The sequence below is a fragment of the Ruminococcus sp. BSD2780120874_150323_B10 genome (genome assembly GCF_015553695.1).
GTDB classification, from domain to species: domain Bacteria; phylum Bacillota; class Clostridia; order Oscillospirales; family Acutalibacteraceae; genus Ruminococcoides; species Ruminococcoides intestinale_A.
Genome location: NZ_JADNHD010000002.1, coordinates 1 through 26468 on the forward strand (window position 1 = coordinate 1; position 26468 = coordinate 26468).

Consider the following 26468-nt stretch of genomic DNA (forward strand, 5'->3'; position numbering starts at 1 on the left):
TAAGTGGTGGTTGCTCATTACGGTGTAGCCTGTGTTGCGTTCCACACGGAAAACTGCCATAGCTTCATCACTCCTTTTGCTGTGGATTTGTTACGCAGTAGAACGGCGATTTTGAGGGTTTAGGTATCAATCCCTTGCCGTGTGAAAAACGCACCCGCAAAGCCGCTTATAGCAAGGCTTTTTTTGCCCCTACTGCGTAACAAAGGGCATGAAAAAAGCGGCGTTCCTGTTCTTCCGGGTGGAAGTGAGAAACGCCGCTTGTGCGGTGCAATATTTAGTTGTAGTACAAACCATGCTTGTCCGTTGTCCGAAAAACCTTGATTTTACTATGTTTCAAAAAGTATCGTTATCTAACCTCATCTTTCAACCGCCCCGGATTTCAACAGCTTATCGACGATATTGAAATCGGACTTGTTTCTGCCGTAATGGTTAAAGATTTATCCCGTCTCGGCCGTGATTATGTTTCGGTAGGTAATTATACCGACAGCTATTTCCCCGAACATAATGTTCGTTTTATTGCCGTGAATGATGCCATTGACAGCGATGAAGGCGAAAGCGAAATTGCACCCTTCAAGAATATCTTAAACGAAATGTATGCAAGAGACATTTCAAAAAAGATTCGTTCATCTCATAGGCTCAGAGGCAGTATGGGAGAGCCGCTATCGCAACCGCCTTACGGATATACGAAATCACTGGAAAACAAAAAGAAATGGATAATTGACCCCGAAGCCGCAACCGTTGTGAAAAGCATATTCAAAATGTGCCTCGACGGTAAAGGCAACGAAACCATTGCAAGAGAATTGCAGGAAAACAAAGTGCTTATTCCTATGGCTTATTGGCGGTCTAAAGGACTGAACAGAGGCGGAAAGAAAACACAAACCAATCCGTACAAATGGTGTAAGACAACTGTTCAGAAAATTCTTTCTCAACAAGAGTATTGCGGAGATATTATCAATTTCAAAACATATTCCAAGTCATTTAAAAACAAAACAAGATATGAAAACTCCAAAGAGAATTGGGCTGTATTCAAGGATGTTAATGAGCCGATAATCGACCGAGAAACATTTGAAACCGTACAGAAGTTTATTTCAAAAACAAAGCGTCGGGCTCCGAAAAAAGAAAACGGCGAACGGAGTATATTTAACGGATTGATATATTGCGGAGATTGCCACAGTAAAATGAGATACCACACAAGCACCTCGAATAAAGAAATTCACTATTTCACTTGTTCGGATAACAAAGTTGATTATCGTGGAAATTGCCCTGGGAGACATTATGTCAGAGCAGACGCCCTTGAAGAAGTTGTAAAACTTGAATTAAGGCGACTTGTTGAAATTTTGGAAATTGACGAGCCATATTTTGCACAACTGCTTTTGCGGAAAAATGACGAAGAAAGAGAAAAAGACAAAAAATTTTTAGAGACGGAACTGCAAAAAGCGATTGCACGCAGCAACACGGTATCGCAACTTTATGAAAAGCTATATGAGGATAATGTAATCGGAAAAGTCAGTGATGAGTGGTTTGTTGAGTTATCTCATAAATACGAAAAAGAGCGTATGGACTTAAAAGCCAAAATTGCGGATACTCGACACCAAATCGAAGAGTTGAAAAACACCAATTCGGAATATGGAAAATTCATATCGGCAATTCGCAGGTTTATGCAAATGGATAATCTGACATCACCGCTGCTTCGAGAGCTGATTGACCATATTGATATTTTTGAAACAGAGGGTACAGGCAAAAGTCGAACGCAACGAATAGTTATATATTACCGTTTTATCGGATATATCGAATTGCCGAACACCGCAAAACAAACCCACATTGCGGATACACGCAAAGGTGTTGCCGTAGAGTATATAACCGAACAATTCACGGCATGAAAAAGAGCAAGGTGTTACCCTTGCTCGTACATAAAAATTATATGACAAAACAAAAAGAGTGTTCATAAGTCAAATCCCTTATGAACACTCGATATGGTGCGGGTGACAGGACTTGAACCTGCACACCGGTAAGCACAAGAACCTAAATCTTGCGTGTCTGCCAATTCCACCACACCCGCATAGGTGCTCTTAATTTTTACACGGCATAGCAAACCGAGGCGGAGCTAATCGCTTAATCCGCAATGAGATTATTATAACAGATTTATTTTTAAAAATCAAGAGAATTTTAAATTTCATTTTGCACGAATTTCGTACGAAAAAGTATGTGACAGGTTTTAAGGTGAATATAATGCTTTTTGCTATAAGTATATCTATAAAATTTTTGGAATCAATATCTTAGTATTGACAATATACCATACGGGGGTATATAATAAATATACCCTTATGGGGTATGAAAGTATAAAGGACTGATTTTATGGCATGTGAAAATTGTCACAGTAATAAAACAAAGCAAAGAAGCGAGAAAGAGTACAAGGCTCTCATCAATCGTCTTAACCGCATAGAGGGGCAGATAAGGGGTATTAAAGGTATGCTTGAGAAAAATGCCTATTGCACCGATATTATGGTTCAGGTTTCTGCCGTTAATGCGGCACTCAATTCATTTAATAAAGAGCTGCTTGCAAATCATATCAAAACCTGTGTGGCGGAGGATATTCGCAACGGTAAAGACGAAACAATTGACGACCTTGTCGCAACCTTGCAAAAGCTTATGAGGTAGGTGCTTTTGATGAAAAAATTTAATGTTACGGGAATGAGTTGTGCTGCTTGCAGTTCCCGTGTTGAAAAAGCGGTTTCAAAGGTTGAGGGCGTACAGTCCTGCTCGGTAAGCCTGCTTACAAATTCTATGGGAGTAGAGGGCAGTGCAAGTGACGAGAGCATAATCGCAGCCGTTGAAAAGGCGGGTTACGGTGCGAGTGTGGCAGGCGCAGAGAAAAAACAGTCTGCCGAAACCGATCAATTGAAAGATAAAGACACTCCTGTTCTTATGCACAGACTTATTGCATCTGTCGGTTTTCTTGCAGTGCTGATGTATATATCTATGGGACATATGATGTTGGGTTGGCCTTTGCCAAACTTTTTTACAGACAACCACATCGCTATGGGACTTGTTCAGCTGTTGCTATGCGTTATAATAATGGTGATTAACCAAAAATTCTTTATAAACGGCTTTAAAGGATTAATTCATCGTTCGCCGAATATGGATACGCTTGTTGCGCTTGGTTCGGGTGCATCGTTTGTATATAGCGTATATGCACTTTTTGCTATGACAGACGCTCAGGTAAAAGGCAATGCTGAACTTGTTATGAGTTATATGCACGAGTTCTATTTTGAATCGGCGGCAATGATTCTTACGCTGATTACGGTGGGCAAAATGCTTGAGGCTCACTCAAAAGGTAAGACGACAAATGCGCTCAAGGCACTTTTGAACCTTGCACCTAAAAAAGCAACCTTGTTGATTGACGGCAAAGAAACCGAAGTAACTGTTGATAAGGTGAAAAAAGGCGATGTATTCGTTGTTCGTCCGGGTGAGAGTATTCCCGTTGACGCTGAAATCACAGATGGCAGTACAGCTGTTGACGAGTCGGCTCTTACAGGCGAGAGTATTCCCGTTGATAAAACATTAGGTGACAGCGTGTCGGCAGGTACTATCAATAAATCAGGCTTTATTAAATGCAGTGCAACGGCTGTAGGAGAAGACACTGCGCTTTCTCAAATTATTAAAATGGTAAGCGACGCTGCGGCAACCAAAGCTCCCGTAGCTAAAATTGCCGATAAGGTTTCGGGTGTATTCGTTCCTGCAGTAATCGTGATAGCCCTTATTACCATTGCGGTTTGGCTTTTGTGCGGTCAGACTGTAGGTTATGCGCTTGCAAGAGGTATATCGGTTCTTGTAATCAGTTGCCCGTGCGCACTCGGACTTGCCACACCTGTTGCTATTATGGTCGGCAACGGAATGGGCGCAAGAAAAGGTATTCTCTTTAAAACCGCAGCATCTCTTGAAGAGGCAGGCAAAACTCAAATTGCCGTACTTGACAAGACGGGTACTATCACTAAGGGCGAACCAAAGGTTACAGATATTATTCCGTTTGAAATCACAGAAAATGAACTTTTAAAATATGCATATTCAATTGAAGTCAAAAGCGAACATCCGCTTGCAAAAGCGATAATCGTAAAAGCGGAGGAACTTTCTTTAAATCCGTATGAAGTTACAGATTTTAAGGCTGAATCGGGTAGCGGATTGTCTGCCGAATACAACGGTAAAAGGATTATCGGCGGCAGTAAGAAATATATTTCTTCAATTATCGGTATTTCAAACGATATATTAAGCAAAGCCGACAAACTTTCCGAAGAGGGCAAAACACCGCTGTTCTTTATGCTCGATAACAAGCTTTTGGGAATAATAGCCGTTGCCGATGTAATAAAAGAGGAAAGTCCGCAGGCTATTAAACAATTACAAAATATGGGCATTAAGGTTGTAATGCTCACGGGCGACAATGAGAGAACAGCTAAGGCTGTAGGAAAACTTGCAGGTGTTGACGAAGTTATTGCAGGCGTACTGCCTGACGGTAAAGAAAAAGTTGTTGCCGAACTCAAAAAGCAGGGCAAGGTTCTTATGGTCGGCGACGGTATAAATGACGCACCTGCGCTTACAAGAGCGGATATAGGTATGGCAATTGGTTCGGGTACGGACATTGCAATTGATGCCGCCGATGTTGTTTTTATGAAGAGCAAACTTACGGATGTTCCCGCAGCGGTAAGACTTAGCCGCAAAACATTAAGAAATATCCACGAAAATCTTTTCTGGGCATTTATCTATAATGTTATCGGTATTCCGCTTGCGGCAGGCGTTTGGATTCCGTTGCTCGGCTGGCAGCTTAATCCGATGTTCGGTGCAGCGGCAATGAGCCTGTCGAGTTTCTGCGTTGTAACCAATGCTCTAAGGCTGAATTTCTTTGACATTACAAATCCAAAGAAAGACAGAAAAATAAAATATAAATCAAAAAAGGATGATAATGCTATGACAAAGACAATGAAAATTGACGGTATGATGTGTTCACACTGCGAGGGCAGAGTAAAACAAAGTCTTGAGGGACTTGCACAGGTAAGTCAGGCAGAAGTAAGCCACGAAAAAGGCACTGCTGTTGTAACACTTACAGCAGAAGTTTCAAACGATGTACTCAAGAAAACTGTCGAAGACCAGGGATACAATGTAATTTCAATTTCATAATTTTATTTGCAGATGTCGATTTAAACGGCATCTGCAAATTTTTTGCAAAAAATTTTAAAAAAACTATTGACTTAAAGTCAGCTTTAACAGTTATAATATCTTTATAAAATTTACAGGAGATGTTATTATGTATATTGAAAAAATTAATTCACCTCAAGATGTAAAAGCACTCAATACGGAAGAAATGAAACAGCTTGCACAGGAAATGCGTACAGTCCTCATAAAAAAGTTAAGTATCCACGGCGGACACTTCGGCCCTAACCTCGGTATGGCGGAGGCTATTATAGCATTGCATTATGTGTTTAATTCACCTGTTGACAAGTTTGTCTTTGATGTATCGCATCAGAGTTACTGCCACAAAATTCTTACAGGCAGAAAAGACGCATTCATTTTTGAAGATAAGTATGACGATGTTTCAGGCTATGCAAATCCTGACGAAAGCGAGCACGATTTATTTAATATCGGTCACACCTCAACATCTGTCAGCCTTGCGTCGGGTCTTGCAAAGGCAAGAGATTTAAACGGCGGCAAGGAAAATGTAATTGCCGTAATCGGCGACGGTTCGTTAAGCGGCGGAGAGGCTCTTGAGGGTCTTGATTATGCAGGCGAGTTTGACGGCAACTTTATTATTGTTGTAAACGATAATGATATGTCTATCGCCGAAAATCACGGCGGACTTTATAAAAATCTCAAACTTTTAAGAGATACGGACGGTAAGGCAGAGTGTAACCTCTTTAAGGCAATGGGACTTGACTATGTATTTGTCAAGGACGGCAACGATATTGAACAGCTTATTTCAGCTTTTGAAAGCGTAAAAGACATTGACCACCCTGTAGTCGTTCATATTTGCACACAAAAGGGTAAGGGTTATGCTCCTGCCGAAAAGGACAAAGAGAATTGGCACTGGTGTATGCCGTTTGACATTGAAACAGGCAGATCTAAATTTGAATTTGACGGCGAAAGCTATGACGATATTACGGTAAATTATCTTCTTGATAAGATGAAGAACGATAAAAGCGTTGCTGTTATTACTTCGGGCACACCTACAGTTGCAGGCTTTACAAAGGACAAGCGTGACATTGCAGGCAAGCAGTTTATTGATGTAGGCATTGCCGAGGAGCACGCAGTTGCTCTTGCTTCGGGTATGGCAAAAAACGGCGCTAAACCTGTTTACGGTGTTTACAGTTCATTTATACAGCGAACATATGACCAGATTTCACAGGATTTATGTATTAATTCAAACCCTGTTACAATTATTGTTTTTGCTGCGACAGTATTCGGTATGAACGATGTAACTCACCTCGGTATCTACGATATTGCAATGCTTTCAAATATTCCGAACCTTGTATATCTTGCACCTACTTGCAAGGAAGAATATCTTGCTATGGTTGAATGGAGTATGTCGCAGAGAAAGTACCCTGTTGCAATCAGAGTACCGGGCAATGGAGTTGTTTCAAATCCGAATTACAAACCGATTGACTTTGACAATCTTAACAAATACAGCGTCACAAAAGAAGGTGGCAAGGTTGCAATTCTCGGACTCGGCACATTCTATCAGCTCGGTGAAAGTGTTGCCGATGAAATTAAAAAGCAGTACGGTATTGACGCTACCGTTGTAAATCCTGTTTACATTACAGGTACGGACAAAGACTTGCTTGCAGAACTTGCAAAAACTCACGATGTTGTAATTACACTTGAGGACGGTATTCTTAACGGCGGTTTCGGCGAAAAAATTGCAAGATTTTACGGTAAATCGGATGTCAAAGTATTTAACTACGGCTTAAAGAAAGAGTTTCTCGACAGATATGACTATAATGAAGTTCTTGCCGAAAATCATCTCACCAAAGAGCAGATTTGCGAGGATATTAAAGATTTTATCTGATTTAAGTTGACAATTACAATCAAATAGTATTAAAATATTAGGGCAGAGTTTTTCTGCCCTGATTTTTATTTTAGGAGTTTTTATGAATTTAACCTACGAACAAAACAAACGCTATTCAAGACAGCTTGTAATGAAAGAGATAGGAGAGAGCGGACAGAAAAAGTTGCTTTCTTCAAGCGTACTTGTAATCGGTGCGGGCGGTCTTGGCTCACCTGCGCTTATGTATCTTGCAAGCGCAGGAGTAGGCACAATTGGCATTGCAGACGCCGACGAAGTTGATGTGTCTAATCTGCAAAGACAGGTTATACATAACTGTGCCGATATAGGCAAAGCAAAAGTTGAATCGGCTAAGGAAAAAATAAATAAGTTGAATCCCGATGTTAATGTCAAAACCTACAAAACATATGTGAACAGTGAAAATATAGCCGAGCTTATCTCTGATTATGATTTTGTGCTTGATTGCACCGATAATTTCGGCAGTAAGTTTTTGATTAACGATTACTGTGTAAAGACGGAAAAGCCGTTTTGTCATGCAGGCGTTGTCGGTTTTGAAGGTCAGCTTATGACATATATTCCGCGCAAATCTCCGTGCTACCGATGTGTTTTTGAAGAAGAACCGAAAGCGGGCGATGTACCTCTTCCAAAGGAGGTAGGAGTTATAAGTGCGGCTTGCGGAGTAACAGGCAGTTTGCAGGCAATGGAGGCAATAAAGTTTTTACTCTCAAAGGGTGAACTTTTATGCGGCTATATGCTTATTTATAATGCTTTAAATGCGTCTTTTCGCAAAATAAAACTCCCGAAACAAAACCCGAATTGCAAGGCTTGCGCAAAGCAGGCATAATAAAAATATAGGAGAAATTATGAATATCAGAGAATACCTTAAAAAGAGCAAGCTGATTGCAGACGGCTCTTTCGGCACATACTATTCCCAAAAATATAAAACGGTCGATATTCCCGAATATGCAAATATTACCGCTCCGCAGAGAATATCGGAAATTCATACCGAGTATATAAACAGCGGTGCAAAACTTATCAGAACCAACACTTTTGCGAGCAATACATACTCTCTTGACTGCTCAATCGAAAAGGTTAAGGAAAATATAAAAGCGGCTTACAAAATTGCAAAAGAAGCGGTTGAGCAGAGCGGAAAAGAAATATTTATCGCAGGCAATATCGGTCCTGTTCCCGCAGTTTTTCAGCCTGATTTTGAGGCTGTGGAAGAAGAATACTATCAGATTGCGAAAACTTTTATAGATGAGGGCGCAGATATTTTATGTTTTGAAACCTTTACACAGTCCGAACATATTATGCCTGCAATAAAGAGAATTAAAGAGGAATGTAATCCGTTTATAATTGTGCAGTTCTGCGTGAATCAGTACGGTTACAGTGAGGCGGGCGAAAGTGCTGAAAGACTTGTTAGCGAAACTGCATTTTCAAAATGCGTTGACGCCGTAGGTCTTAACTGTGGTGTAGGTCCTGCCCATATGCAGCAGATATTGTCAAAAATTAATCTTAACAACAATTGTTTTGCCACGGCTATGCCAAATGCCGGTTATCCTTTACTTGTGCGCAACCGTGTAAAATATGCTGATAATCCGATATATTTTGCGTCTAAGGTAAATGGTATGGCTTTGCTCGGAGCGGATATTATAGGCGGTTGCTGTGGTACAACACCTGATTACATAAGAGAAGTTGCAAAAACCATTGACCTTACACCTACCGTAAAATCGGATGAAACTTCCGCAAACAACGAAAACGAAAAGCCTGTTATAAAAAAGAGCTTTTTCAGAAATGCCGACGGTACAATTAAAGATAAAAAGCTTATTGCGGTAGAACTTGCTCCGCCTTTCGGCGCAGATGATAAAAAACTGCTTGAGGCAGCACATATGCTCAAAGGTCTTGGAGTAGACGTACTAACATTTCCCGATTCTCCTTCGGGCAGAACAAGAATCGACTCTGTGCTTATGGCGCAGAAAGTCAAGAATGTAACGGGTTTTGAAGTTATGCCGCACATCTGTTGCCGTGACAAAAACGCCATTGCCATGCGCTCAACTTTTCTTGGCGCAAGTATAAACGACATTAATAATTTTCTTATCATAACAGGCGACCCTATCCCCGTTATGGCAAGACAAGTAGTAAAGTCTGTGTTTAATTTCGACTCCGTGGGTCTTATGCGCATTGCCGATGAAATGAACAGCGAGGCATTAAAAGACAGTCCGCTCACTTACGGCGGCGCTATAAATCAGAGCAGACGAAGAATAGAATCGGAAATTAAGCGTGTACAAAAGAAAATGGAGGCAGGCGCAGAATTTTTCCTTACTCAACCTGTATTTACAGCAGAAGATGCCGAGCGTTTGCGCAGAGTAAAAGAAGAAACGGGTGCAAGAATTTTGTGCGGAATTATGCCGTTGGTCAGCCGCAAAAATGCTCTGTTTATGAAAAACGAAATTTCGGGAGTTAATGTTACGGATGAAGTTATTGAGCGTTATCCCGAAAATGCCGACCGTGAAGACGGCGAAAATGTAGGTGTTGAACTTGCAAAAGAAATGATTGCGGCTACAAGAGATTTTGCGGACGGTTATTATTTTTCTTTCCCGTTTAACCGAACATATTTGCTTAAGAGAATTATACAGGAAGTCTAAGATAAAATTTATGTAAAACCCTATAAATTTCTTGACAAAATATTAGTTTTGGTTTATTATAAATTTGTTGTAAGAGTATATCTTACTTAATTTAGCGTGAAAAAGATTTCTGTTTTCATGCAAATATATGACCACTTGCATATGTAAGTTAAGCCCATACGGACAGGCGGGTCAGCTGCCGAGCGTGGCGCAAGCCACATTATTGATTGAGTTAAAAGCTCAAATTTTATAAGTCGATTACTTATCATCAGTGCAACAGCACATCACTTGTGAAACGGTCAATAAGAGCAGAACGGTATATTTGCTACATTAGCTCTGAAAACGGAATTCTTCTATTAACTGTCAGCATAAGCTACAGAAAATAAATCATATATCCGTTAATCAAACAGGTGGTGCATTGTGCCGCCTGTTTTTTGTTGCATTATTTTTGATAAGCCGAAAGGGTAATGTAAATGGATATAAACACACAAAAGAAAGCCCCCCTGTATGAGGCTCTGCAAAAATTTCGCAAACAAAGGGTAGTGCCCTTTGATGTGCCGGGACATAAAAGAGGAAGAGGAAATCACGAACTCGTTGAACTTCTCGGGGAAAAATGCGTAGGTCTTGATGTAAATTCAATGAAGCCGCTTGATAATCTCTGTCACCCCGTATCGGTAATTTTGGAGGCGGAACAGCTTGCGGCGGATGCATTCGGCGCAGGTCATGCATTTTTTATGGTCGGAGGTACAACTTCCGCAGTGCAGAGTATGATTTGGTCTGTATGCAAAGCAGGCGATAAAATTATTTTGCCGAGAAATGTGCACAAAAGTGTTATTAATGCTCTTGTGCTCTGCGGTGCGGTGCCTGCATATGTAAATCCCGATGTTGACAAAAAAATCGGAATAGCGCTCGGTATGGAACTTTCTCAAGTTGAAAACGCGATCAAAGAAAATCCCGATGCCGTTGCTATTCTTGTAAATAATCCGACCTACTACGGTATTGCTTCCGATTTAAAAGCAATTGTAAAACTTGCGCATGCTCACGGTATGAAAGTGCTTGCAGACGAGGCTCACGGCACACATTTCTATTTCGGTGAGGATTTGCCTGTATCGGCTATGGCGGCAGGTGCAGATATTGCGGCAGTGTCTATGCATAAATCCGGCGGAAGTCTTACGCAAAGCTCATTGCTGCTTACAAACAAAAATGTTCGTTGGGAGTATGTGGCGCAGATAATTAATCTTACGCAGACCACAAGCGCAAGCTATCTGCTTATGTCAAGTCTTGATATTTCAAGAAGAAACCTTGCCTTGAGAGGAGAAGAGTCGTTCGGTAAAGTAATGAAAATGGCTGAATATGCCCGAAATGAGATAAACGAAATCGGCGGTTACTACGCTTACGGCAGAGAGCTTAACAATGGCAGCAGCGTGTTTGATTACGATGTAACCAAACTTTCAGTTTACACAAGAGATATAGGGCTTGCCGGAATTGAAGTTTACGACTTACTGCGTGACGAATACGATATTCAGATAGAATTCGGCGATATAGGCAACATACTTGCCTATATTTCAATCGGCGACAGAATACAGGACATTGAAAGACTTGTAGGTGCGCTTGCCGATATTAAAAGGCTTTATTCAAAGGACAATGCAAAAATGCTTAGTATGGAGTACATTCCGCCTATTGTATCGGCAACACCGAGAGATGCGTTTTATGCAGACAAAGAAATGCTGCCGATTGAACAGACGGCAGGAAGAATTTGCAGTGAATTTGTTATGTGCTATCCGCCCGGAATACCGATTCTTTCCCCGGGCGAAATGATTACAGATGAAATTATAGAGTATATTAATTATGCAAAAGCAAAAGGCTGCTCAATGCAGGGTACGGAAGACCCGTATATTGAAAAACTTAATGTATTGAAATAAAGTTTTTTAAGGTTACTAATAATGCGTTTTGTAAAAAACAAACCAAAGGAGTGTTTATATGGAATTTTGGTTTTCTGAAAGACATACCGATAATGTTGAACTTTCTATAAGAGTTGAAAAACAGCTATTCAGCGGTCAGAGTGATTTTCAGCGAATTGATGTTTTTGATTCTGTGGAGTTTGGCAGATTTCTTACTTCAGACGGTAATGTGATTTTCAGTGAGAAAGACGAGTTCACCTACGACGAGATGATTGTTCATGTGCCTATGGCGGTTCATCCGAATGTAAAAAAGGTGCTTGTAATCGGCGGCGGCGACGGCGGTGTTGCCAGAGAGCTTTCACATTATGAAGAGATTGAAGTTATTGATGTTGTTGAGCCTGACGAGATGTTTGTTGAGGTGTGCAAGGAATATTTCCCCGACAACTCAAAGGGTCTTGAAGATAAAAGAGTAAATATATATTATCAGGACGGTTTAAGGTTTTTAAGAACAAGTCATAACGAATATGATTTAATTATAAATGACGCTACAGACCCGTTCGGACACACTGAGGGACTTTTTACAAAAGAGTTTTACGGAAGCTGCTACAAGGCACTTAAGGATGACGGAATTATGGTATATCAGCACGGCAGTCCGTTCTATGATGAGGACGAGGGTGCTTGTAAGGCTATGCACAAGAGAGTGTACAACTCATTTCCGATAAGCCGTGTGTATCAGGCACATATTCCTACCTGTGCCGCAGGTTATTGGCTGTTTGGCTTTGCATCTAAAAAGTATCATCCGCTCAAAGACCTTGACGCTAAAAGATGGAACAAGCGTGGCATAAAAACTTGGTACTATACGACCAATCTTCATCGAGGTGCATTTATGCTGCCGAAATATGTTGAAGATTTACTTGCAGAAGAAGAAAAATAATTTTATATATTGGAGGAAAACAGAATGAGCAGACTTTTAATTATCGGTTGTGGCGGTGTTGCAGGTGTTGCAATTCACAAGTGTTGTCAGAACAGCGATGTTTTTACAGAAATTTGCATTGCAAGCAGGACGAAATCAAAGTGTGACGCTATAAAAGCAAAACTTGAAAACACAACAAAAACGGTTATTACAACCGCACAGGTAAATGCCGACAGTAAGGATGAACTTGTGGCTCTTATTAATTCATACAAGCCCGATGCGGTATTAAACCTCGCACTTCCGTATCAGGATTTAACAATTATGGACGCCTGCCTTGAAACCAAAACAGACTACATTGATACGGCAAACTATGAACCGGAGGACACAACAGACCCCGAATGGAAAGCTGTTTATGAAAAACGCTGCAAAGACCTTGGCTTTACCGCTTACTTTGATTATTCGTGGCAGTGGGCATATAAAGAAAAGTTTGAAAAAGCAGGTATCACAGCACTTTTGGGTACAGGCTTTGACCCGGGTGTTACAAGCGTATTTACAGCATATGCGCTCAAGCATTATTTTGATGAAATCCATTATATAGATATTCTCGACTGCAACGGCGGCGACCACGGCTATCCGTTTGCAACAAACTTTAACCCTGAAATTAATCTTCGTGAGGTATCCGCAAACGGCTCGTATTGGGAAGACGGCAAGTGGATTGAAACCAAACCTATGGAGATTAAGAGAGTGTATAACTTTGACGGTGTGGGCGAAAAGGATATGTACCTGCTTCACCACGAGGAAATCGAGTCACTCGCAAAGAATATCCCGAATGTAAAGCGTATTCGCTTCTTTATGACATTCGGACAGAGCTACCTTACACATATGCAGTGCCTTGAGAATGTCGGTATGCTTTCTACCGAGCCTGTTATGTATGAGGGCAGAGAAATTGTACCGATTCAGTTCTTAAAGGCTCTTTTGCCTGACCCTGCATCTCTCGGTCCACGCACTAAGGGCAAGACAAATATCGGCTGTATCTTTACAGGCGTTAAGGACGGCAAAGAAAAGACAATTTACATCTACAATATGTGCGACCATCAGGAGTGCTATAAAGAGGTCGGCTCGCAAGCTGTATCATACACAACAGGTGTGCCAGCTATGATCGGTGCGTCACTTGTTCTTAGCGGTCAGTGGAAAAAGCCTGGTGTTTATAATGTTGAGGAGTTTGACCCCGATCCGTATATGGAGGCACTTAATAAATTCGGCCTTCCTTGGGTTGTTGACGAAAATCCCGTAACAGTTGAGTAAGCCGATGAAATTTACAGAATTAAAAACACCTTGCTATGTTATAGATGAGCAAAAGCTGATAAAAAACCTTGAAATATTAAAAAGCGTTCAAGACAGAACAGGCTGTAAAATCCTGCTTGCTCAAAAGGCTTTTTCGGCATTTTGCGTGTATCCGCTTATGAGCAAATATCTGTCGGGAACAACCGCAAGCGGGCTTTATGAGGCTAAACTCGGTCACGAATGTTTCGGAAAAGAAACGCACATTTTCGCACCTGCTTTTAAGGAGAATGATTTTGAAGAGATTTTAAAAATCTGCGGTCATATTGTTTTTAACTCATTTTCTCAACTTGAAAAATACAGGGATAAATGGCAAAATGCAGATGTAAGCGTAGGCATACGACTTAACCCCGAATTTTCCACACAAGAGGGACACGAAATTTATGACCCGTGCGCTTACGGTTCAAGACTTGGGGTTACAAAGGCAAATTTCAGAGAAGATTTGCTTGACGGAGTTGAGGGCTTTCACTTTCACACATTGTGCGAGCAAAATTCAGATGATTTGGTGTCTACTTTTAAGGCAGTTGAAGAAAAGTTCGGCAAGTATTTTTATAACGCAAAATGGCTCAACTTTGGCGGCGGACATCATATTACACGAGATGATTACGATACAAAGGCGCTTGTTGACCTTATAAAGTATGTTCAAAATAAATACGATGTTGAAGTTTATCTTGAACCAGGTGAGGCAGCGGCACTGAATGCAGGCTATCTTATTACAGAGGTTATGGACATTGTTCACAACGGACTTGATATTCTGATTCTTGACGCATCTGCCGCCTGTCATATGCCTGATGTTCTTGAAATGCCGTACAGGCCGCCGCTCAAAAACAGCGGTAAGCCTAATGAAAAAGCGTTTACTTATCGTTTGTCATCTTGTACCTGCCTTGCAGGCGATGTAATCGGCGATTACAGCTTTGACAGTGAAGTTAAAATAGGTGACAGACTGATTTTTGAGGATATGGCGATTTACTCAATGGTAAAGAACAATACCTTTAACGGTATGCCGCTGCCGTCAATTGTGCTTATGCATAATGAAGATAACTGCGAGGTTATAAAAGAATTTTCGTACAACGATTTTAAAGAGAGGCTTTCATAAATGAGCTTTGAGTATATAAAAAACAAATTTCCGATTGACGATGGCTTTTGTATGCCTGCTGAATTTTCAAAACATTCCGCCACCGTTATGATTTGGCCCGAAAGACCCGGAAGTTGGTGCTATGAGGCAAAATTTGCCGAAAAGGTTTTTGCGGAAATTATAGGAAAAATTGCGGAGTTTGAAAAGGTATTTGTGCTTGCAAGCGACAAAAAATTTGCTCACGCAAAGGCTTGCCTTGAAGGTGTTAAAAATGCGGAAGTTTTGAATATAAATTCCGATGATGCATGGGCAAGGGATACCGCCCCGACTTTTGTTGTAAACAATAACGGCGAAATTCGTGCCATCGACTGGCAATTCAACGCATGGGGCGGCGAATATGACGGTCTGTATGCAAATTGGGAGAATGACGATAAAATTCCATATGAACTTTGCAAAACGCTTGGCGTTCCGATGTATGACGCACATCCGTTTGTGCTTGAGGGCGGCTCAATTCACACTGACGGAGAGGGCACGCTCATTACAACAGAAGAATGTCTGTTAAGCAAAGGCAGAAATCCGCAACTGACAAAAGCCGAGATTGAAGAAAAGCTAAATAAATACCTCGGTATAAATAAAACAGTCTGGCTGCCAAAGGGTATTTATAATGACGAAACCAACGGTCATATAGATAACATATGCGCATTTGTCGCTCCCGCCGAGGTTGTACTTGCGTGGTGTGATGATGAAAATGACCCGCAATATGCAATATCAAAAGCGTGCCTTGATATTCTTGAAAATTCAACCGACAATAAAGGAAGAAAGATTAAGGTCCATAAACTGCCTGTTCCGAAAATTCCCGTGACAGTTACCGAAAACGATATAAAAGGATATATATTCGAGGACGGAGAGGACACAAGAGAAGTCGAAGAAAGGCTTGCGGCATCGTATGTTAATTTTTATTTTTGCAACGGCGCTGTGATTTTGCCTCAATTCGGCGGTGAAAATGCCGAAAGCGACAGAGTTGCCGCAGAAATTCTTGAAAGAGTTTGCAAAGACAGAAAAATTATTCCGATTTATGCAAGAGATATTATTGTCGGCGGAGGCAATATTCATTGCATTACACAACAAATTCCGTTTGCCGATAAGGGAGGTAAAATATGAGAAAAGTTAAGGTATCGGCGGTTCAGATGAAATGTACAACCGATGTTTGGGAGAATATAGCAAATGCCGAAAAATTTGTGCGACAGGCAAAAGAAGACGGCGCAAATATTGTTTTACTCCCCGAACTGTTTGAAAGACAGTATTTTTGTCAGGAAAGACGATATGACTACTACAATTTTGCTAAGCCTACCCTTGAAAACGACGCTGTAAAACATTTTGCAAAACTTGCGAAAGAACTTGAAATTGTTATTCCTGTCAGCTTTTACGAGCGTGACGGAAACCGCCTTTTTAACAGTGCTGCGGTAATTGATGCGGACGGTGAAATTCTCGGTGTATACCGTAAAACTCACATTCCCGACGACCATTATTATCAGGAGAAATTTTACTTTATTCCTGGTGATACGGGGTTCAAAACTTTTAAAACTAAGTTCGGTACAATCGGTGTAGGCATTTGCTGGGATCAATGGTTCCCCGAAACCGCAAGAGCGCTTGCGTTAAACGGCGCCGAATTGATTTTCTATCCGACTGCTATCGGTTCAGAACCTATACTTGAGTGCGACAGTATGCCGCATTGGAGAAGATGTATGCAGGGACATTCTGCGGCAAATGTAATTCCCGTAATTGCGGCAAACCGCATAGGTAGGGAAGATGTAACCCCTTGTGACGAAAACGGCAATCAGACATCCTCACTCGTTTTTTACGGCTCATCTTTCATTACAAACGAAACGGGAGAGATTATTAAATCTGCGTCAAGAGATGAAGAAACCGTGCTTACAGCTGAATTTGACCTTGACGAGATTTTTCAAAACAGACTCGGCTGGGGAATATTCCGTGACAGACGCCCCGATTGCTATAAGGTAATAACCGAAAAGTGATTAGGAGAAAAATATGTGCTTGATATGCGACAGAATATTAAAAAGTAAAATGCTGATTTAATTTCTGATACATAACAAAATCATAAAAACAGAGCAGACCGTAATTTTAAGTCTGCTCTGTTTGCTTTTATTTTGATTATTTATCCGCCTGAATTTTTACAAACTGTTCCTGCATATAGCTGTAAACATCGTCGGGTACATTTGTAAATACATAACATTTGTCGAGATATTCATCACTCGGGAAGATAAGTTCGTTATTCTTTATATCCTCGTCAAGATACTCGTCAGTGGTGTAGTTTACCTTTACCGGAAAGGAGTTACTTCTCATGAACATGGAAAGGCAAGCAGAAAATACGGATATAGTTTGTCAAGTGTAAGAAGAAGGCAATTCGCAGATATCCGGAACTGACGGTACCTGGAGAAAAAGTACAGATGGTCGCATCTATTTACAACGCAGAAGATATGTAAAATGCAATTGAGAAAACGCTTTGCTTTTTATATGTCATATGATATAATAATGTGTAAGTAAAGTGGGTAGAAGACCTGCAATCTGTAATCGAATTACAGGTTTTCTACCCTTGTATAAAAATATAGCTAATTATACAAAATCAATGTTTTGTATAATTGAGGGGGAAGGTGAAGCATTTAAATGAGTATTTCTTTCATAGATGAAGCGCCGCAGATAATCAAGGATTACTTGTTTTATATGCAGACGGTCAAAGGAAAATCACAGAAAACCGTTGATGAGTACTACATAGATTTGCGTACATTTTTCAGATTTATAAAATTACAGCGTGGACTTGTTCCGAATGATTCTGAATTTGAGAACATTTCGATTTCTGATGTTGACCTTGAACTTGTGAAAACCGTCACGTTGAATGACGCATATGAATTTATGAATTATATTCAGCGTGAGCGCAAAAATCAAAATGTTACCCGTGCCCGTAAATGTTCGAGCCTTAAGGGTTATTTTAACTATCTCGCAACAAAAAAATGCGTGCTTGACAGCAATCCTGTTGAACAGCTTGAAGTTCCAAAAAAGAAAAAATCTTTGCCAAAGTATCTTACGCTTGAGCAAAGTCTTGAATTGCTGAATGCAGTCGACGGTGATTATAAGGAGCGTGATTACTGTATTCTCACGCTGTTTTTAAATTGCGGCTTGCGTGTGTCTGAAATGGCGTCTTTGAATTACACGGACATTCATCAGGATGACACTATGCGTGTTGTCGGCAAGGGCAACAAAGAACGAATTATTTACCTTAATTCCGCCTGCGTTTCCGCAATAGAAAATTATATGCGGGTGCGGCCTGTTGACGGCGTTAAGGACAAATATGCGCTGTTTATCAGCCGAAATCACCGCAGAATGAGCGTAAAAACCATACAGGCTATGGTGTATAAATATCTTGAAAAAATCGGTCTGAATGCACAGGGCTACTCCTGTCATAAGCTAAGGCACACTGCGGCAACGCTGATGTATCAGTACGGCGGAGTTGACATACGAGTGCTAAAAGATGTGCTCGGTCACGAAAACCTCGGCACAACCGAGATTTACACCCACTTAAGTTCCGAGCAGATGAAAAATGCCGCCGAGAAAAATCCTTTGTCTAAGGTAAAGCAAAAATCCAATAAAAAATCTGATGAAAAATAATAAAAATTTATTACGAGTTATAATGTTGACCTAAATTTTAAAATTATTTAATCTAAACCATAATTTACCCCAACTTTTGATAAAGGCGCTAATAAAAAACAGCCCCGACTTTGATTTCTCCAAAGCCGGGGCTTGTCATATTTTTACTGCGCCGCCTACATCTGTAAGCGGTTTATTTTCTGCTAAATTAATTATTTTTACATTATGAATTATACAAAATCTTTCGATTTTTCGGAAGTTCGGGTTAGTTTTTATATCACCGAAAAACGCTACAGTACCGTCATCAATCATTGTGCACGCACCGCCGATAAATCCGTAATCGTATCCGTCAAGTCTTATGCTTCCGCTGTCGATTTTCAGAACATCAATTCCGTTTTTGGTAAGCGCATTATAGATTGAGCTGTCAGCGGTTATGGCACTGTTTTTACCGATAACCGCAGTTGAACAGCGTGTGTAACCTTGTTTTACATCGACTATCTCAATGCCGTTTTCCTTGCAGTAATTTTTGACTGAAACATCTATAGCCTCTTCCCTGCCGTATAATTTTCCGCTGATATACAGGCAATTAAGTGCCACGCAATGCGGATATTTGCCATCAATATTGTTCTTGCAAAGAATTATATTATAATCTTTGTTTTCACGAAGTCTTTTTAAATTATTACATTCTTTAAGCAGAAAAATATCGTTGTTGATTTTTAGCATTTGCATATCAATGTGCCGCTGCTCGGGTGTATTAAATTGTAAAATTTTATCCGACGGTATAATATCGTACCCAAAAATTTCAATTGCTTTGCAAAGTTTCGGGTACTCGTCGGACATTACAAAGGCGCTCATATGCTGACTGCCTCAAAGGCCTGTCTTATATTTTTAACTCCGATAAGCTCTGCACCGTCACATTTTACGGCTTTCAGATTGTGATACGGAAGAATGATTTTTGTAAATCCAAGCCTTACAGCCTCGTTTACTCTTAATTGAGCTTGAGAAACCGCCCTGATTTCGCCGGCAAGACCGATTTCGCCGAACACTACAACATTCTCGTCAATCGGAACATCTTTCAGACTGCTGATAAGCGCCATTGCGACCGCAAGGTCAATGGCAGGTTCGTCAATTCTAAGACCGCCGACAATGTTTATATAAGCGTCATTGTTTGAAAAATAATATCCCGCTCTTTTTTCAAGCACGGCAAGCAAAAGCGAAAGTCGGTTGTAGTCAAAGCCCGTTGCCATTCTTCGAGCGTTGCCGTAGCCGCTTTGCGTTGCAAGTCCCTGAACTTCCGCAAGAATAGGACGAGAACCCTCAATTGTACAGGTTACGCAAGTACCCGATACGCCTTTCGGTCTGCCCGACAGCAACATTACAGACGGATTGGGCACTTCCACAAGTCCCGTGTCGGTCATTTCAAACACGCCGATTTCGTTTGTAGAACCGTATCTGTTTTTGACTGCTCTTAAAATTCTGCATGACATCTGCTTGTCACCTTCAAAGTGCAGTACGGTATCAACGATGTGCTCAAGCACTTTCGGACCCGCAATTGAACCCTCTTTGTTTACATGACCTACCACAAACATTGGAATATCAAGCGATTTTGCCGTGCGCATAAGGCAGTTTGTCGATTCTCTGACCTGCGTTACACTGCCCGGTGAGGAGCTTAATTCTGTAAGATTCATTGTCTGAATTGAGTCGATCATTACTATATCGGGCTTTTCAGCACGGATTTGTTCGCATACTACTTCTACATCGGTTTCGGTCATTACAAAAAGATTCGGAGAATTTACACCGAGTCGGTTTGCCCTTAACTTAAGCTGTCTTTGCGATTCTTCGCCCGACACATAAAGAACTTTCATTGAGTTGCCGAGATATTGACATATTTGCAGTAACACGGTTGATTTGCCGATACCCGGGTCACCTCCGAGCAAAATAAGACTGCCCTTTACAATGCCGCCGCCAAGCACACGGTTAAGTTCGCCGCAGCCCGTATCGTAGCGGTGCTCGTTTTCGGTGGTGATTTCCGTAATTGAATAAGGAGAAGAAACCGCAGAAGCTACCTTTCTTTTTACGGCAGGCGCAGCTTTCACGCTTTCTTTGATTTCTTCTTCCATTGTGTTCCATTCGCCGCAGGTCGGACATTTTCCGTACCATTTCGGTGATTCGTAGCCGCACTGCGAGCATATATATACACTTTTAATTTTTGCCATATTAAACTTCCTTTAATAAACATTCATCAGTCCGACAGCTATCGCATAAGCCATTTTTTGTTGATAGGTATCGTCCTGCAATTTTGCACATTCGCTTTCATTAGAGATAAATCCGCATTCACAAATTACAGCGGGCACAGTCGCATTTTTTAAAAGATAAATGCTTTTATCCGCTTTCTTACATTCCCTTTCATTGTCAGGCTGGAGCATAGTTTTTACAGATTGTCTGATACTCTCTGCAAGATCGGCGCTCTGCGGATTGTTAGGTGAATAAAAAACTTGCGTTCCGCTGTATTTGCTCTCGGTAAACTTATTCTGATGAATACTGATTACCACATTTTCAGGATTTGAATTAAATACAGAAAGACGGTTTTTCATATCGGAAACTTTGCGCTGTCGCACATTTTCGCCTTGCGTATATACGGATTTGTCCTCTGTTCTGATTTGCTCTGTTTTATAGCCGAACAGTGTAAGCATATCCGCAAGTTTTACGGATATTTGCAGATTAAGGTCTTTTTCCACCACATTGTTATCATTTACAGCGCCGCCGTCCTCACCGCCGTGACCTGCGTCGATTATTACAGTATGCGTGTTTTCGCTGACATTACTTTCACTCGTCAGTACATTAAGGCGAAAATAAGCCGTTGTAATCAGGAAAACAAAAGCGATTATAAGAATAAAACATATTGTAAAATACAAGATTTTCTTAAGTTTCATAAAGCCGAACACCCCGTTTTATTTTTATGTGCGGAGTGCATTGCTTATAACAATTATAACATAGGCAATGTAAATTTTAAAGGCAAAACTAAAATTGTAACTATATAGTTTTGTCTGAATACTCTGTTAGTAATCAAAATGTAAGTACGGCGCACACCTATATGCAATGTACAGAAAATTCAGGTGAAGTTAATGGAAAAAACAACTCTTGACAAAATTCCGCTGAATTGCGAGGTTTATATAGACAGTATCGAGTGCGGCAACGGCATAAAAAACAGAATTTTTGATATGGGCATAACAGAGGGTGAGAAAATTGTGCCGATAATGAAAAGTCCGTTTGGCGACCCGACAGCGTATTTGTCAAAAGGAACGGTAATTGCGCTTAGAGAAAGCGATTGCAGTAAAATTACGGTACGCCTAAATCGGGATTTCGCATAAATAATTAAAAAGTTGGGAGGTTTTTATTTGCTGACAAGAAACAGCCGTAAAACAGAGGCAAACGGAAAAATTTGCGACAATGCAGACTACAATGTGGTACTTGCCGGCAATCCTAATGTCGGAAAAAGCACGATTTTCAATGCTCTTACAGGTATGAAACAGCACACGGGCAATTGGACGGGCAAAACCGTTGAGTATGCCAAAGGGTGCACAAAAATCAAAGACAAAAGTTTTTCCGTCGTCGATTTACCCGGCACATATTCTATGATTTCTTTTTCACCCGAAGAAGAAGTTTCACGGCAGTTTCTTGTCAGAGATGACATTGACTGCACGGTTATTGTAATTGATTCAAGCGTGCTTGAGCGGAATCTTTCGTTTACCCTACAGGTTCTTTCGGTAACGAAAAAAGCAGTGCTGTGCCTCAATCTTAGCGACGAATGTTGTAAAAACGGTTTTGTTATTGATGAAGATGAGCTATCGCTTAATCTCGGCATACCTGTTATAAGCACCAATGCGACAAAGAAAAGCGATATTGAAAAAATCCGAGAGAAAATTTACGATGTATGCACCGAAAAAACAAAATGCTTTCGTGTTACAAGGCTGTATGACGGAATAGATATTTTTAATAAGGAAAAGCACAAAGAAAACACTGAATTTCTTGCCGCTCGGTCAAAGGAAATATGCAGTCGATGTATAAAAAAATGCGGTGAAAACATAAGCGAAAAAACCAAAAAGCTTGATAAAATACTTACTTCTAAAATTACGGGAATACCTATTATGATACTTTTGCTTGGTTTGCTTTTCTGGATAACTGCGGTAGGCGCAAATTATCCGAGCCGTCTTTTGAGCGAACTGTTTGAATATATAAAAGTCGGTTTGGTATATGTATTTGATTTTTTTTATGCACCGGATTTTATAAAAGGCTTTTTTATAAACGGAATATACACTACACTCAGTTGGGTGGTTGCGGTAATGCTGCCGCCAATGGCGATATTTTTTCCGCTGTTTGCCCTGATAGAGGACTTTGGCTATTTACCGAGGATAGCGTTTAATCTTGACAAATTCTTTTCAAAATGCGGTGCGCACGGCAAGCAGGGTCTGACTATGGCAATGGGAATCGGCTGTAATGCCTGCGGAGTTACGGGCTGTCGCATAATAGAATCACCTAAAGAAAGACTGATTGCGACAGTTACAAATAATTTTATGCCCTGCAACGGAAGATTTCCGATGCTTATTGCGCTGATTACAATATTCTTTTCGGGCAGTGCCTGCGTGTTTGCAAGTTCAATAAGCGTGGCGTTAATCCTTGTTTTACTGATACTTTTTGCGGTTATGATGACAATGTTTGTGTCTAAAATATTGTCTGTAACGCTGTTAAGCGGCGAGCGTTCGGCTTTTGCGCTTGAACTTCCGCCGTACCGCAAGCCGAGAATTCTAAAAACTATAGTCAGCTCGTTTTTAGACCGTACCTTGTTTGTACTTGGCAGAGCGGTTATAGTAGCAATTCCGGCAGGAGCGCTGATATGGCTGCTTGCAAATATCTATATTGCAGACAGCTCACTGCTTTCGTATTGTACGGATTTTTTTGACCCGTTCGGCAGAGCCATAGGTCTTGACGGAGTAATTATAATGGCTTTTGTACTCGGCTTTCCCGCTAATGAAACCGTCATACCGATAATAATTATGTCGTACCTTTCCACGGGTACGCTGACTGATTTTGCAAGTTATGAGGAACTTTTTGCATTGCTTACGCAAAACGGCTGGACGCTTACAACGGCAATCTGTACAATAGTAATGTGCATCTTCCACTTCCCTTGCTCCACAACCTGCCTTACAATCAAAAAAGAAACGGGTAGTATGGGCTGGACGATGTTTTCGATAGTTATGCCGACAATGATTGGCATAGCGCTTTGCTATCTGATTTCTCATATTATGTAAATCAACTTAATTTAAAAAATCCAAACAGAAAGCCTGCCCTTACATTATGCAAGGGCAGGCTTTGAGGTTATCAAATGAAAACAATATTATAATTAGAATTCATAGATTAAGTATAAAGAAAAGGAGATTGTAATGAAAAAATTTATTGCTTAATTAATCGGAAATTAATCAGAAATCAATTTCGAGGTCATAGTAGCAAGCCTTAAGGAGTTTTTCCATTTCTTCCTGGCTTGGCTGACGAGGGTTAGAGCCTGTGCAAGCGTCTGCGATAGCATTCTTAGCTGTTTCGGGAAGCTTATCCATAAACTCTTTTTCGTCAATAATGCTTACATCAGCCTTTACGCCGCCCGGGCCGTAGTTCTTGATAGCCTGCGGAATATCAAGCTGATCATTCATTGAGCGGAGCTCTGCAATAAGTGCATCAACAAGTTCTTCTGTTGTGTCGCCCTTAAGGTCAATGAACTTTGCAATCTGAGCATAACGCTCGGCTGCTGTAGCATCTTTGGAATTATATTTAATTACCTTTGGAAGGTACATAGCATTTGCACAGCCGTGAATAATGTGACCGCCCGAGAATGCAGCACCTGTCTTATGAGCCATTGAGTGAACAATACCGAGAAGAGCGTTTGAAAATGCCATACCTGCAAGGCACTGTGCATTGTGCATAGCATCACGAGCGTCCATATCGCCGTCATATGACTTTTTAAGGTCGTTGTGAATCATCTTAATTGCGTGAAGTGCAAGAGCATCTGTATAATCACAGTTAAGAGTAGATACATATGCCTCAATTGCGTGTGTCATAGCATCCATACCTGTATGTGCTGTAAGCTTTTTAGGCATAGTTTCAGCAAGTGACGGGTCAACAATAGCTACATCAGGAGTAATGTTGAAGTCGGCAAGCGGATACTTGATACCCTTGTCGTAGTCGGTAATTACAGAGAAAGCCGTAACCTCTGTAGCTGTACCGGAAGTTGACGGAATAGCACAGAATTTTGCTTTCTGTCTTAATTTAGGGAAGCTGAACGGTGTGATAAGATCCTCAAATGTGATTTCAGGATACTCATAGAATGCCCACATAGCCTTTGCCGCATCAATCGGTGAGCCGCCGCCCATTGCTACAATCCAGTCAGGCTCAAACTCTCTCATAACGGCTGCGCCCTTCATAACTGTATCAACAGATGGGTCAGGCTCAACACCCTCAAAGAGTTTAACTTCCATTCCTGCTTCTTTTAAATAATCAACAGCCTTGTCAAGGAAACCGTTACGCTTCATTGAGCCGCCGCCTACTACTACAATTGCTTTTTTGCCTTCGAGTGTTTTTAAACTTGAAAGAGCATCTTTTCCGTGATAAAGATCTCTTGGTAATGTGAATCTGTACATTATTATGACCCCCTAATAGGAAATATTAGTCACTTTTTTATTGACTAAGGATATTATAACACCTTTTATTTCCAAAGTAAAGGGTTTTTAAGTAAAATTTATGTGAAAATATAGAAAAGTTTTTATTACATCACAAATATTATTATATATAATCACAGAACAGTCACATTATAACCCGTAAATGTTATCAACATCGTTTGCGTACTCTTTTACGAGCTCAAGAAAATGCTTTGCAACGGGATTGGTAGCGGATTTACTCCACGCCATAACATAAGAAATGCTTGTGTCAGCATCGCTTAGCGGTATGCTTGAACAGCTTTTGTCCGATGAAAAATTAAGCAGTGAACTCGGAACAATAGAAATTCCCATACCAGCCGCCACTGCCATATACATACTTTTTACATCGTCAAATGTATTTGTGATTTTGGGTGAAATATGAAAAGTGCGGTATAAATCCATAACCTCCATATACAGTATGGGAGAAACATTTTCAGAAAGAAGTACAAGTTTTTCGTTTGCAAGGTCAGCCATAGAAATATTTTTCTGCTTTGCCGCAGTATTTGTTTTGTCCGCAATTACATAAAGCTGTTCGCTGTGGGTTACTATAGACTCGACAGATGAGCTTTCGGGGAGCATATCCCTCGGCATAAAGCAAAAGTCATAATCGCCGCCGAGTACATTGCCGTTTTCCGAACCGTCAAGTTCTTTTACATCAACCGTAATATCGGGATAACGATTGCGAAATTCTTTTATGCATTTTGTCGGAAACGAAAAAGAGGTTTGGTCGCACGCAACCGTAATTCTTCCCTTTCCACCGTCATGCATCTGCTTTATTATAGATGTGGCTTTGTTCAAGGTTTCTACAATTTCTATTGCGTACGGCAACAAAGTCTTGCCCTCGTTTGTAAGGATAACATCACGGTGCGAGCGTATAAAAAGTTGTACCCCAAATTCTTTTTCAAGGTCAATAATATATCGGCTGACGGTGGATTGCGAAACATAGTTGCGCCTTGCCGCCTCCGAAAAATTCAGAGTGCGTGCCACAGAGATAAAGCACTTTAACTGATTTATGTCCATAAATAAAGTTTCCTTTCTATGATATAAGATAAATAGCAATTGAATTATAAAAAGTCAATAATATTTTTTGAAAAACAAAATATTAATAAAAACTAACTATAAATAAAAAGTCAGAAGATTCCAAAGGGCGCTGACCT

General features: G+C 40.7%; 21 protein-coding genes and 1 tRNA gene. 15 read left to right on the forward strand and 7 right to left on the reverse strand.

Annotated elements, in window-relative coordinates; all coding sequences use genetic code 11:
* Positions 1-317 precede the first annotated feature (317 nt).
* Positions 318-1880, forward strand: coding sequence for a recombinase family protein (locus I2E21_RS01540; protein ID WP_195410198.1), 1563 nt, complete (start codon positions 318-320; stop codon positions 1878-1880).
* A 94-nt stretch (positions 1881-1974) separates the two neighbouring features.
* On the opposite strand, the gene I2E21_RS01545 is transcribed toward I2E21_RS01540, so the two are convergent.
* A tRNA-Leu gene (locus tag I2E21_RS01545) sits at positions 1975-2059 on the reverse strand.
* 296 nt (positions 2060-2355) lie between these two features.
* Between I2E21_RS01545 and I2E21_RS01550 the strand changes: the two genes are divergently transcribed.
* The 11 genes from I2E21_RS01550 to aguB all read left to right on the forward strand — a co-directional run bounded on the left by I2E21_RS01550 (position 2356) and on the right by aguB (position 16938).
* The gene (locus I2E21_RS01550; protein WP_186934732.1) at positions 2356-2658 is read left to right on the forward strand and encodes a metal-sensing transcriptional repressor; all 303 of its coding nucleotides are present in this window, start codon (positions 2356-2358) and stop codon (positions 2656-2658) included.
* Between the two features lie 9 nt (positions 2659-2667).
* Positions 2668-5169 carry a heavy metal translocating P-type ATPase gene (locus tag I2E21_RS01555; RefSeq protein WP_195410199.1) on the forward strand — a complete coding sequence of 834 codons (2502 nt, stop codon included), beginning with the start codon at positions 2668-2670 and terminating at the stop codon, positions 5167-5169.
* Positions 5170-5296: 127 nt separating this feature from the next.
* Positions 5297-7051: a 1-deoxy-D-xylulose-5-phosphate synthase gene (locus tag I2E21_RS01560; protein WP_195410200.1), complete on the forward strand. Its 1755-nt coding sequence runs from the start codon at positions 5297-5299 to the stop codon at positions 7049-7051.
* Between the two features lie 82 nt (positions 7052-7133).
* Positions 7134-7892, forward strand: a complete 759-nt coding sequence (locus I2E21_RS01565) for a HesA/MoeB/ThiF family protein (RefSeq protein ID WP_195410201.1) — start codon at positions 7134-7136, stop codon at positions 7890-7892.
* Positions 7893-7911: 19 nt separating this feature from the next.
* On the forward strand, positions 7912-9693 hold the full coding sequence (locus I2E21_RS01570) for a bifunctional homocysteine S-methyltransferase/methylenetetrahydrofolate reductase (protein ID WP_195410202.1): 1782 nt from the start codon (positions 7912-7914) through the stop codon (positions 9691-9693).
* 452 nt (positions 9694-10145) lie between these two features.
* Entirely contained in the window at positions 10146-11594 is a 1449-nt protein-coding gene (locus I2E21_RS01575) for an aminotransferase class I/II-fold pyridoxal phosphate-dependent enzyme (protein WP_195410203.1), read from the forward strand.
* 58 nt (positions 11595-11652) lie between these two features.
* The gene (speE, locus tag I2E21_RS01580) at positions 11653-12507 is read left to right on the forward strand and encodes a polyamine aminopropyltransferase (RefSeq protein ID WP_022234283.1); all 855 of its coding nucleotides are present in this window, start codon (positions 11653-11655) and stop codon (positions 12505-12507) included.
* 24 nt (positions 12508-12531) lie between these two features.
* Complete coding sequence (locus I2E21_RS01585) at positions 12532-13791, forward strand: saccharopine dehydrogenase family protein (RefSeq protein ID WP_022234282.1); 1260 nt, start codon at positions 12532-12534, stop codon at positions 13789-13791.
* Positions 13792-13795: 4 nt separating this feature from the next.
* A complete protein-coding gene (gene nspC, locus I2E21_RS01590) occupies positions 13796-14923 on the forward strand; it encodes a carboxynorspermidine decarboxylase (protein ID WP_195410204.1) in 1128 nt (375 codons plus the stop codon).
* Positions 14924-16063 (forward strand): agmatine deiminase, encoded by a 1140-nt coding sequence (aguA, locus tag I2E21_RS01595; RefSeq protein ID WP_195410205.1) that lies wholly within the window; start codon positions 14924-14926, stop codon positions 16061-16063.
* Positions 16060-16938: an N-carbamoylputrescine amidase gene (aguB, locus tag I2E21_RS01600; protein ID WP_195410206.1), complete on the forward strand. Its 879-nt coding sequence runs from the start codon at positions 16060-16062 to the stop codon at positions 16936-16938. Before aguA ends, aguB begins: the two co-directional genes overlap by 4 nt.
* 136 nt (positions 16939-17074) lie before the next feature.
* On the opposite strand, the gene I2E21_RS01605 is transcribed toward aguB, so the two are convergent.
* The gene (locus tag I2E21_RS01605) at positions 17075-17272 is read right to left on the reverse strand and encodes a hypothetical protein (RefSeq protein ID WP_195410207.1); all 198 of its coding nucleotides are present in this window, start codon (positions 17270-17272) and stop codon (positions 17075-17077) included.
* A 315-nt stretch (positions 17273-17587) separates the two neighbouring features.
* Between I2E21_RS01605 and I2E21_RS01610 the strand changes: the two genes are divergently transcribed.
* Positions 17588-18586: a tyrosine recombinase XerC gene (locus I2E21_RS01610; protein WP_022234274.1), complete on the forward strand. Its 999-nt coding sequence runs from the start codon at positions 17588-17590 to the stop codon at positions 18584-18586.
* 135 nt (positions 18587-18721) lie between these two features.
* Here the strand turns inward: I2E21_RS01610 and I2E21_RS01615 are convergent, their stop codons facing one another.
* From I2E21_RS01615 to I2E21_RS01625, 3 genes are read right to left on the reverse strand one after another with little or no spacing between them, the layout of a single operon-like run.
* Positions 18722-19420 (reverse strand): DUF6873 family GME fold protein, encoded by a 699-nt coding sequence (locus I2E21_RS01615; protein ID WP_195410208.1) that lies wholly within the window; start codon positions 19418-19420, stop codon positions 18722-18724.
* Positions 19417-20781: a DNA repair protein RadA gene (gene radA, locus I2E21_RS01620; RefSeq protein ID WP_195410209.1), complete on the reverse strand. Its 1365-nt coding sequence runs from the start codon at positions 20779-20781 to the stop codon at positions 19417-19419. Before radA ends, I2E21_RS01615 begins: the two co-directional genes overlap by 4 nt.
* 12 nt (positions 20782-20793) lie before the next feature.
* Positions 20794-21498 carry an N-acetylmuramoyl-L-alanine amidase gene (locus tag I2E21_RS01625; protein WP_195410210.1) on the reverse strand — a complete coding sequence of 235 codons (705 nt, stop codon included), beginning with the start codon at positions 21496-21498 and terminating at the stop codon, positions 20794-20796.
* 192 nt (positions 21499-21690) lie between these two features.
* On the opposite strand from I2E21_RS01625, the gene I2E21_RS01630 reads away from it, so the two are divergent.
* Both I2E21_RS01630 and I2E21_RS01635 read left to right on the forward strand, forming a co-directional pair.
* The gene (locus I2E21_RS01630) at positions 21691-21936 is read left to right on the forward strand and encodes a FeoA family protein (RefSeq protein WP_195410211.1); all 246 of its coding nucleotides are present in this window, start codon (positions 21691-21693) and stop codon (positions 21934-21936) included.
* A gap of 27 nt (positions 21937-21963) precedes the next feature.
* On the forward strand, positions 21964-23874 hold the full coding sequence (locus tag I2E21_RS01635) for a ferrous iron transporter B (RefSeq protein ID WP_195410212.1): 1911 nt from the start codon (positions 21964-21966) through the stop codon (positions 23872-23874).
* 168 nt (positions 23875-24042) lie between these two features.
* Here the strand turns inward: I2E21_RS01635 and I2E21_RS01640 are convergent, their stop codons facing one another.
* Positions 24043-25254, reverse strand: coding sequence for an iron-containing alcohol dehydrogenase (locus I2E21_RS01640; protein ID WP_195410213.1), 1212 nt, complete (start codon positions 25252-25254; stop codon positions 24043-24045).
* A 168-nt stretch (positions 25255-25422) separates the two neighbouring features.
* A complete protein-coding gene (locus I2E21_RS01645; protein ID WP_195410214.1) occupies positions 25423-26331 on the reverse strand; it encodes a LysR family transcriptional regulator in 909 nt (302 codons plus the stop codon).
* Positions 26332-26468 lie beyond the last annotated feature (137 nt).

Bases quoted from the DNA above. Each gene is read 5' to 3' on its own strand.
- I2E21_RS01550 (WP_186934732.1), top strand. From the start codon at position 2,356: ATGGCATGTGAAAATTGTCACAGTAATAAAACAAAGCAAAGAAGCGAG.
- I2E21_RS01555 (WP_195410199.1), top strand. From the start codon at position 2,668: ATGAAAAAATTTAATGTTACGGGAATGAGTTGTGCTGCTTGCAGTTCC.
- I2E21_RS01560 (WP_195410200.1), top strand. From the start codon at position 5,297: ATGTATATTGAAAAAATTAATTCACCTCAAGATGTAAAAGCACTCAAT.
- I2E21_RS01565 (WP_195410201.1), top strand. From the start codon at position 7,134: ATGAATTTAACCTACGAACAAAACAAACGCTATTCAAGACAGCTTGTA.
- I2E21_RS01570 (WP_195410202.1), top strand. From the start codon at position 7,912: ATGAATATCAGAGAATACCTTAAAAAGAGCAAGCTGATTGCAGACGGC.
- I2E21_RS01575 (WP_195410203.1), top strand. From the start codon at position 10,146: ATGGATATAAACACACAAAAGAAAGCCCCCCTGTATGAGGCTCTGCAA.
- speE (WP_022234283.1), top strand. From the start codon at position 11,653: ATGGAATTTTGGTTTTCTGAAAGACATACCGATAATGTTGAACTTTCT.
- I2E21_RS01585 (WP_022234282.1), top strand. From the start codon at position 12,532: ATGAGCAGACTTTTAATTATCGGTTGTGGCGGTGTTGCAGGTGTTGCA.
- nspC (WP_195410204.1), top strand. From the start codon at position 13,796: ATGAAATTTACAGAATTAAAAACACCTTGCTATGTTATAGATGAGCAA.
- aguA (WP_195410205.1), top strand. From the start codon at position 14,924: ATGAGCTTTGAGTATATAAAAAACAAATTTCCGATTGACGATGGCTTT.
- aguB (WP_195410206.1), top strand. From the start codon at position 16,060: ATGAGAAAAGTTAAGGTATCGGCGGTTCAGATGAAATGTACAACCGAT.
- I2E21_RS01605 (WP_195410207.1), bottom strand. From the start codon at position 17,272: ATGTTCATGAGAAGTAACTCCTTTCCGGTAAAGGTAAACTACACCACT.
- I2E21_RS01610 (WP_022234274.1), top strand. From the start codon at position 17,588: ATGAGTATTTCTTTCATAGATGAAGCGCCGCAGATAATCAAGGATTAC.
- I2E21_RS01615 (WP_195410208.1), bottom strand. From the start codon at position 19,420: ATGAGCGCCTTTGTAATGTCCGACGAGTACCCGAAACTTTGCAAAGCA.
- radA (WP_195410209.1), bottom strand. From the start codon at position 20,781: ATGGCAAAAATTAAAAGTGTATATATATGCTCGCAGTGCGGCTACGAA.
- I2E21_RS01625 (WP_195410210.1), bottom strand. From the start codon at position 21,498: ATGAAACTTAAGAAAATCTTGTATTTTACAATATGTTTTATTCTTATA.
- I2E21_RS01630 (WP_195410211.1), top strand. From the start codon at position 21,691: ATGGAAAAAACAACTCTTGACAAAATTCCGCTGAATTGCGAGGTTTAT.
- I2E21_RS01640 (WP_195410213.1), bottom strand. From the start codon at position 25,254: ATGTACAGATTCACATTACCAAGAGATCTTTATCACGGAAAAGATGCT.
- I2E21_RS01645 (WP_195410214.1), bottom strand. From the start codon at position 26,331: ATGGACATAAATCAGTTAAAGTGCTTTATCTCTGTGGCACGCACTCTG.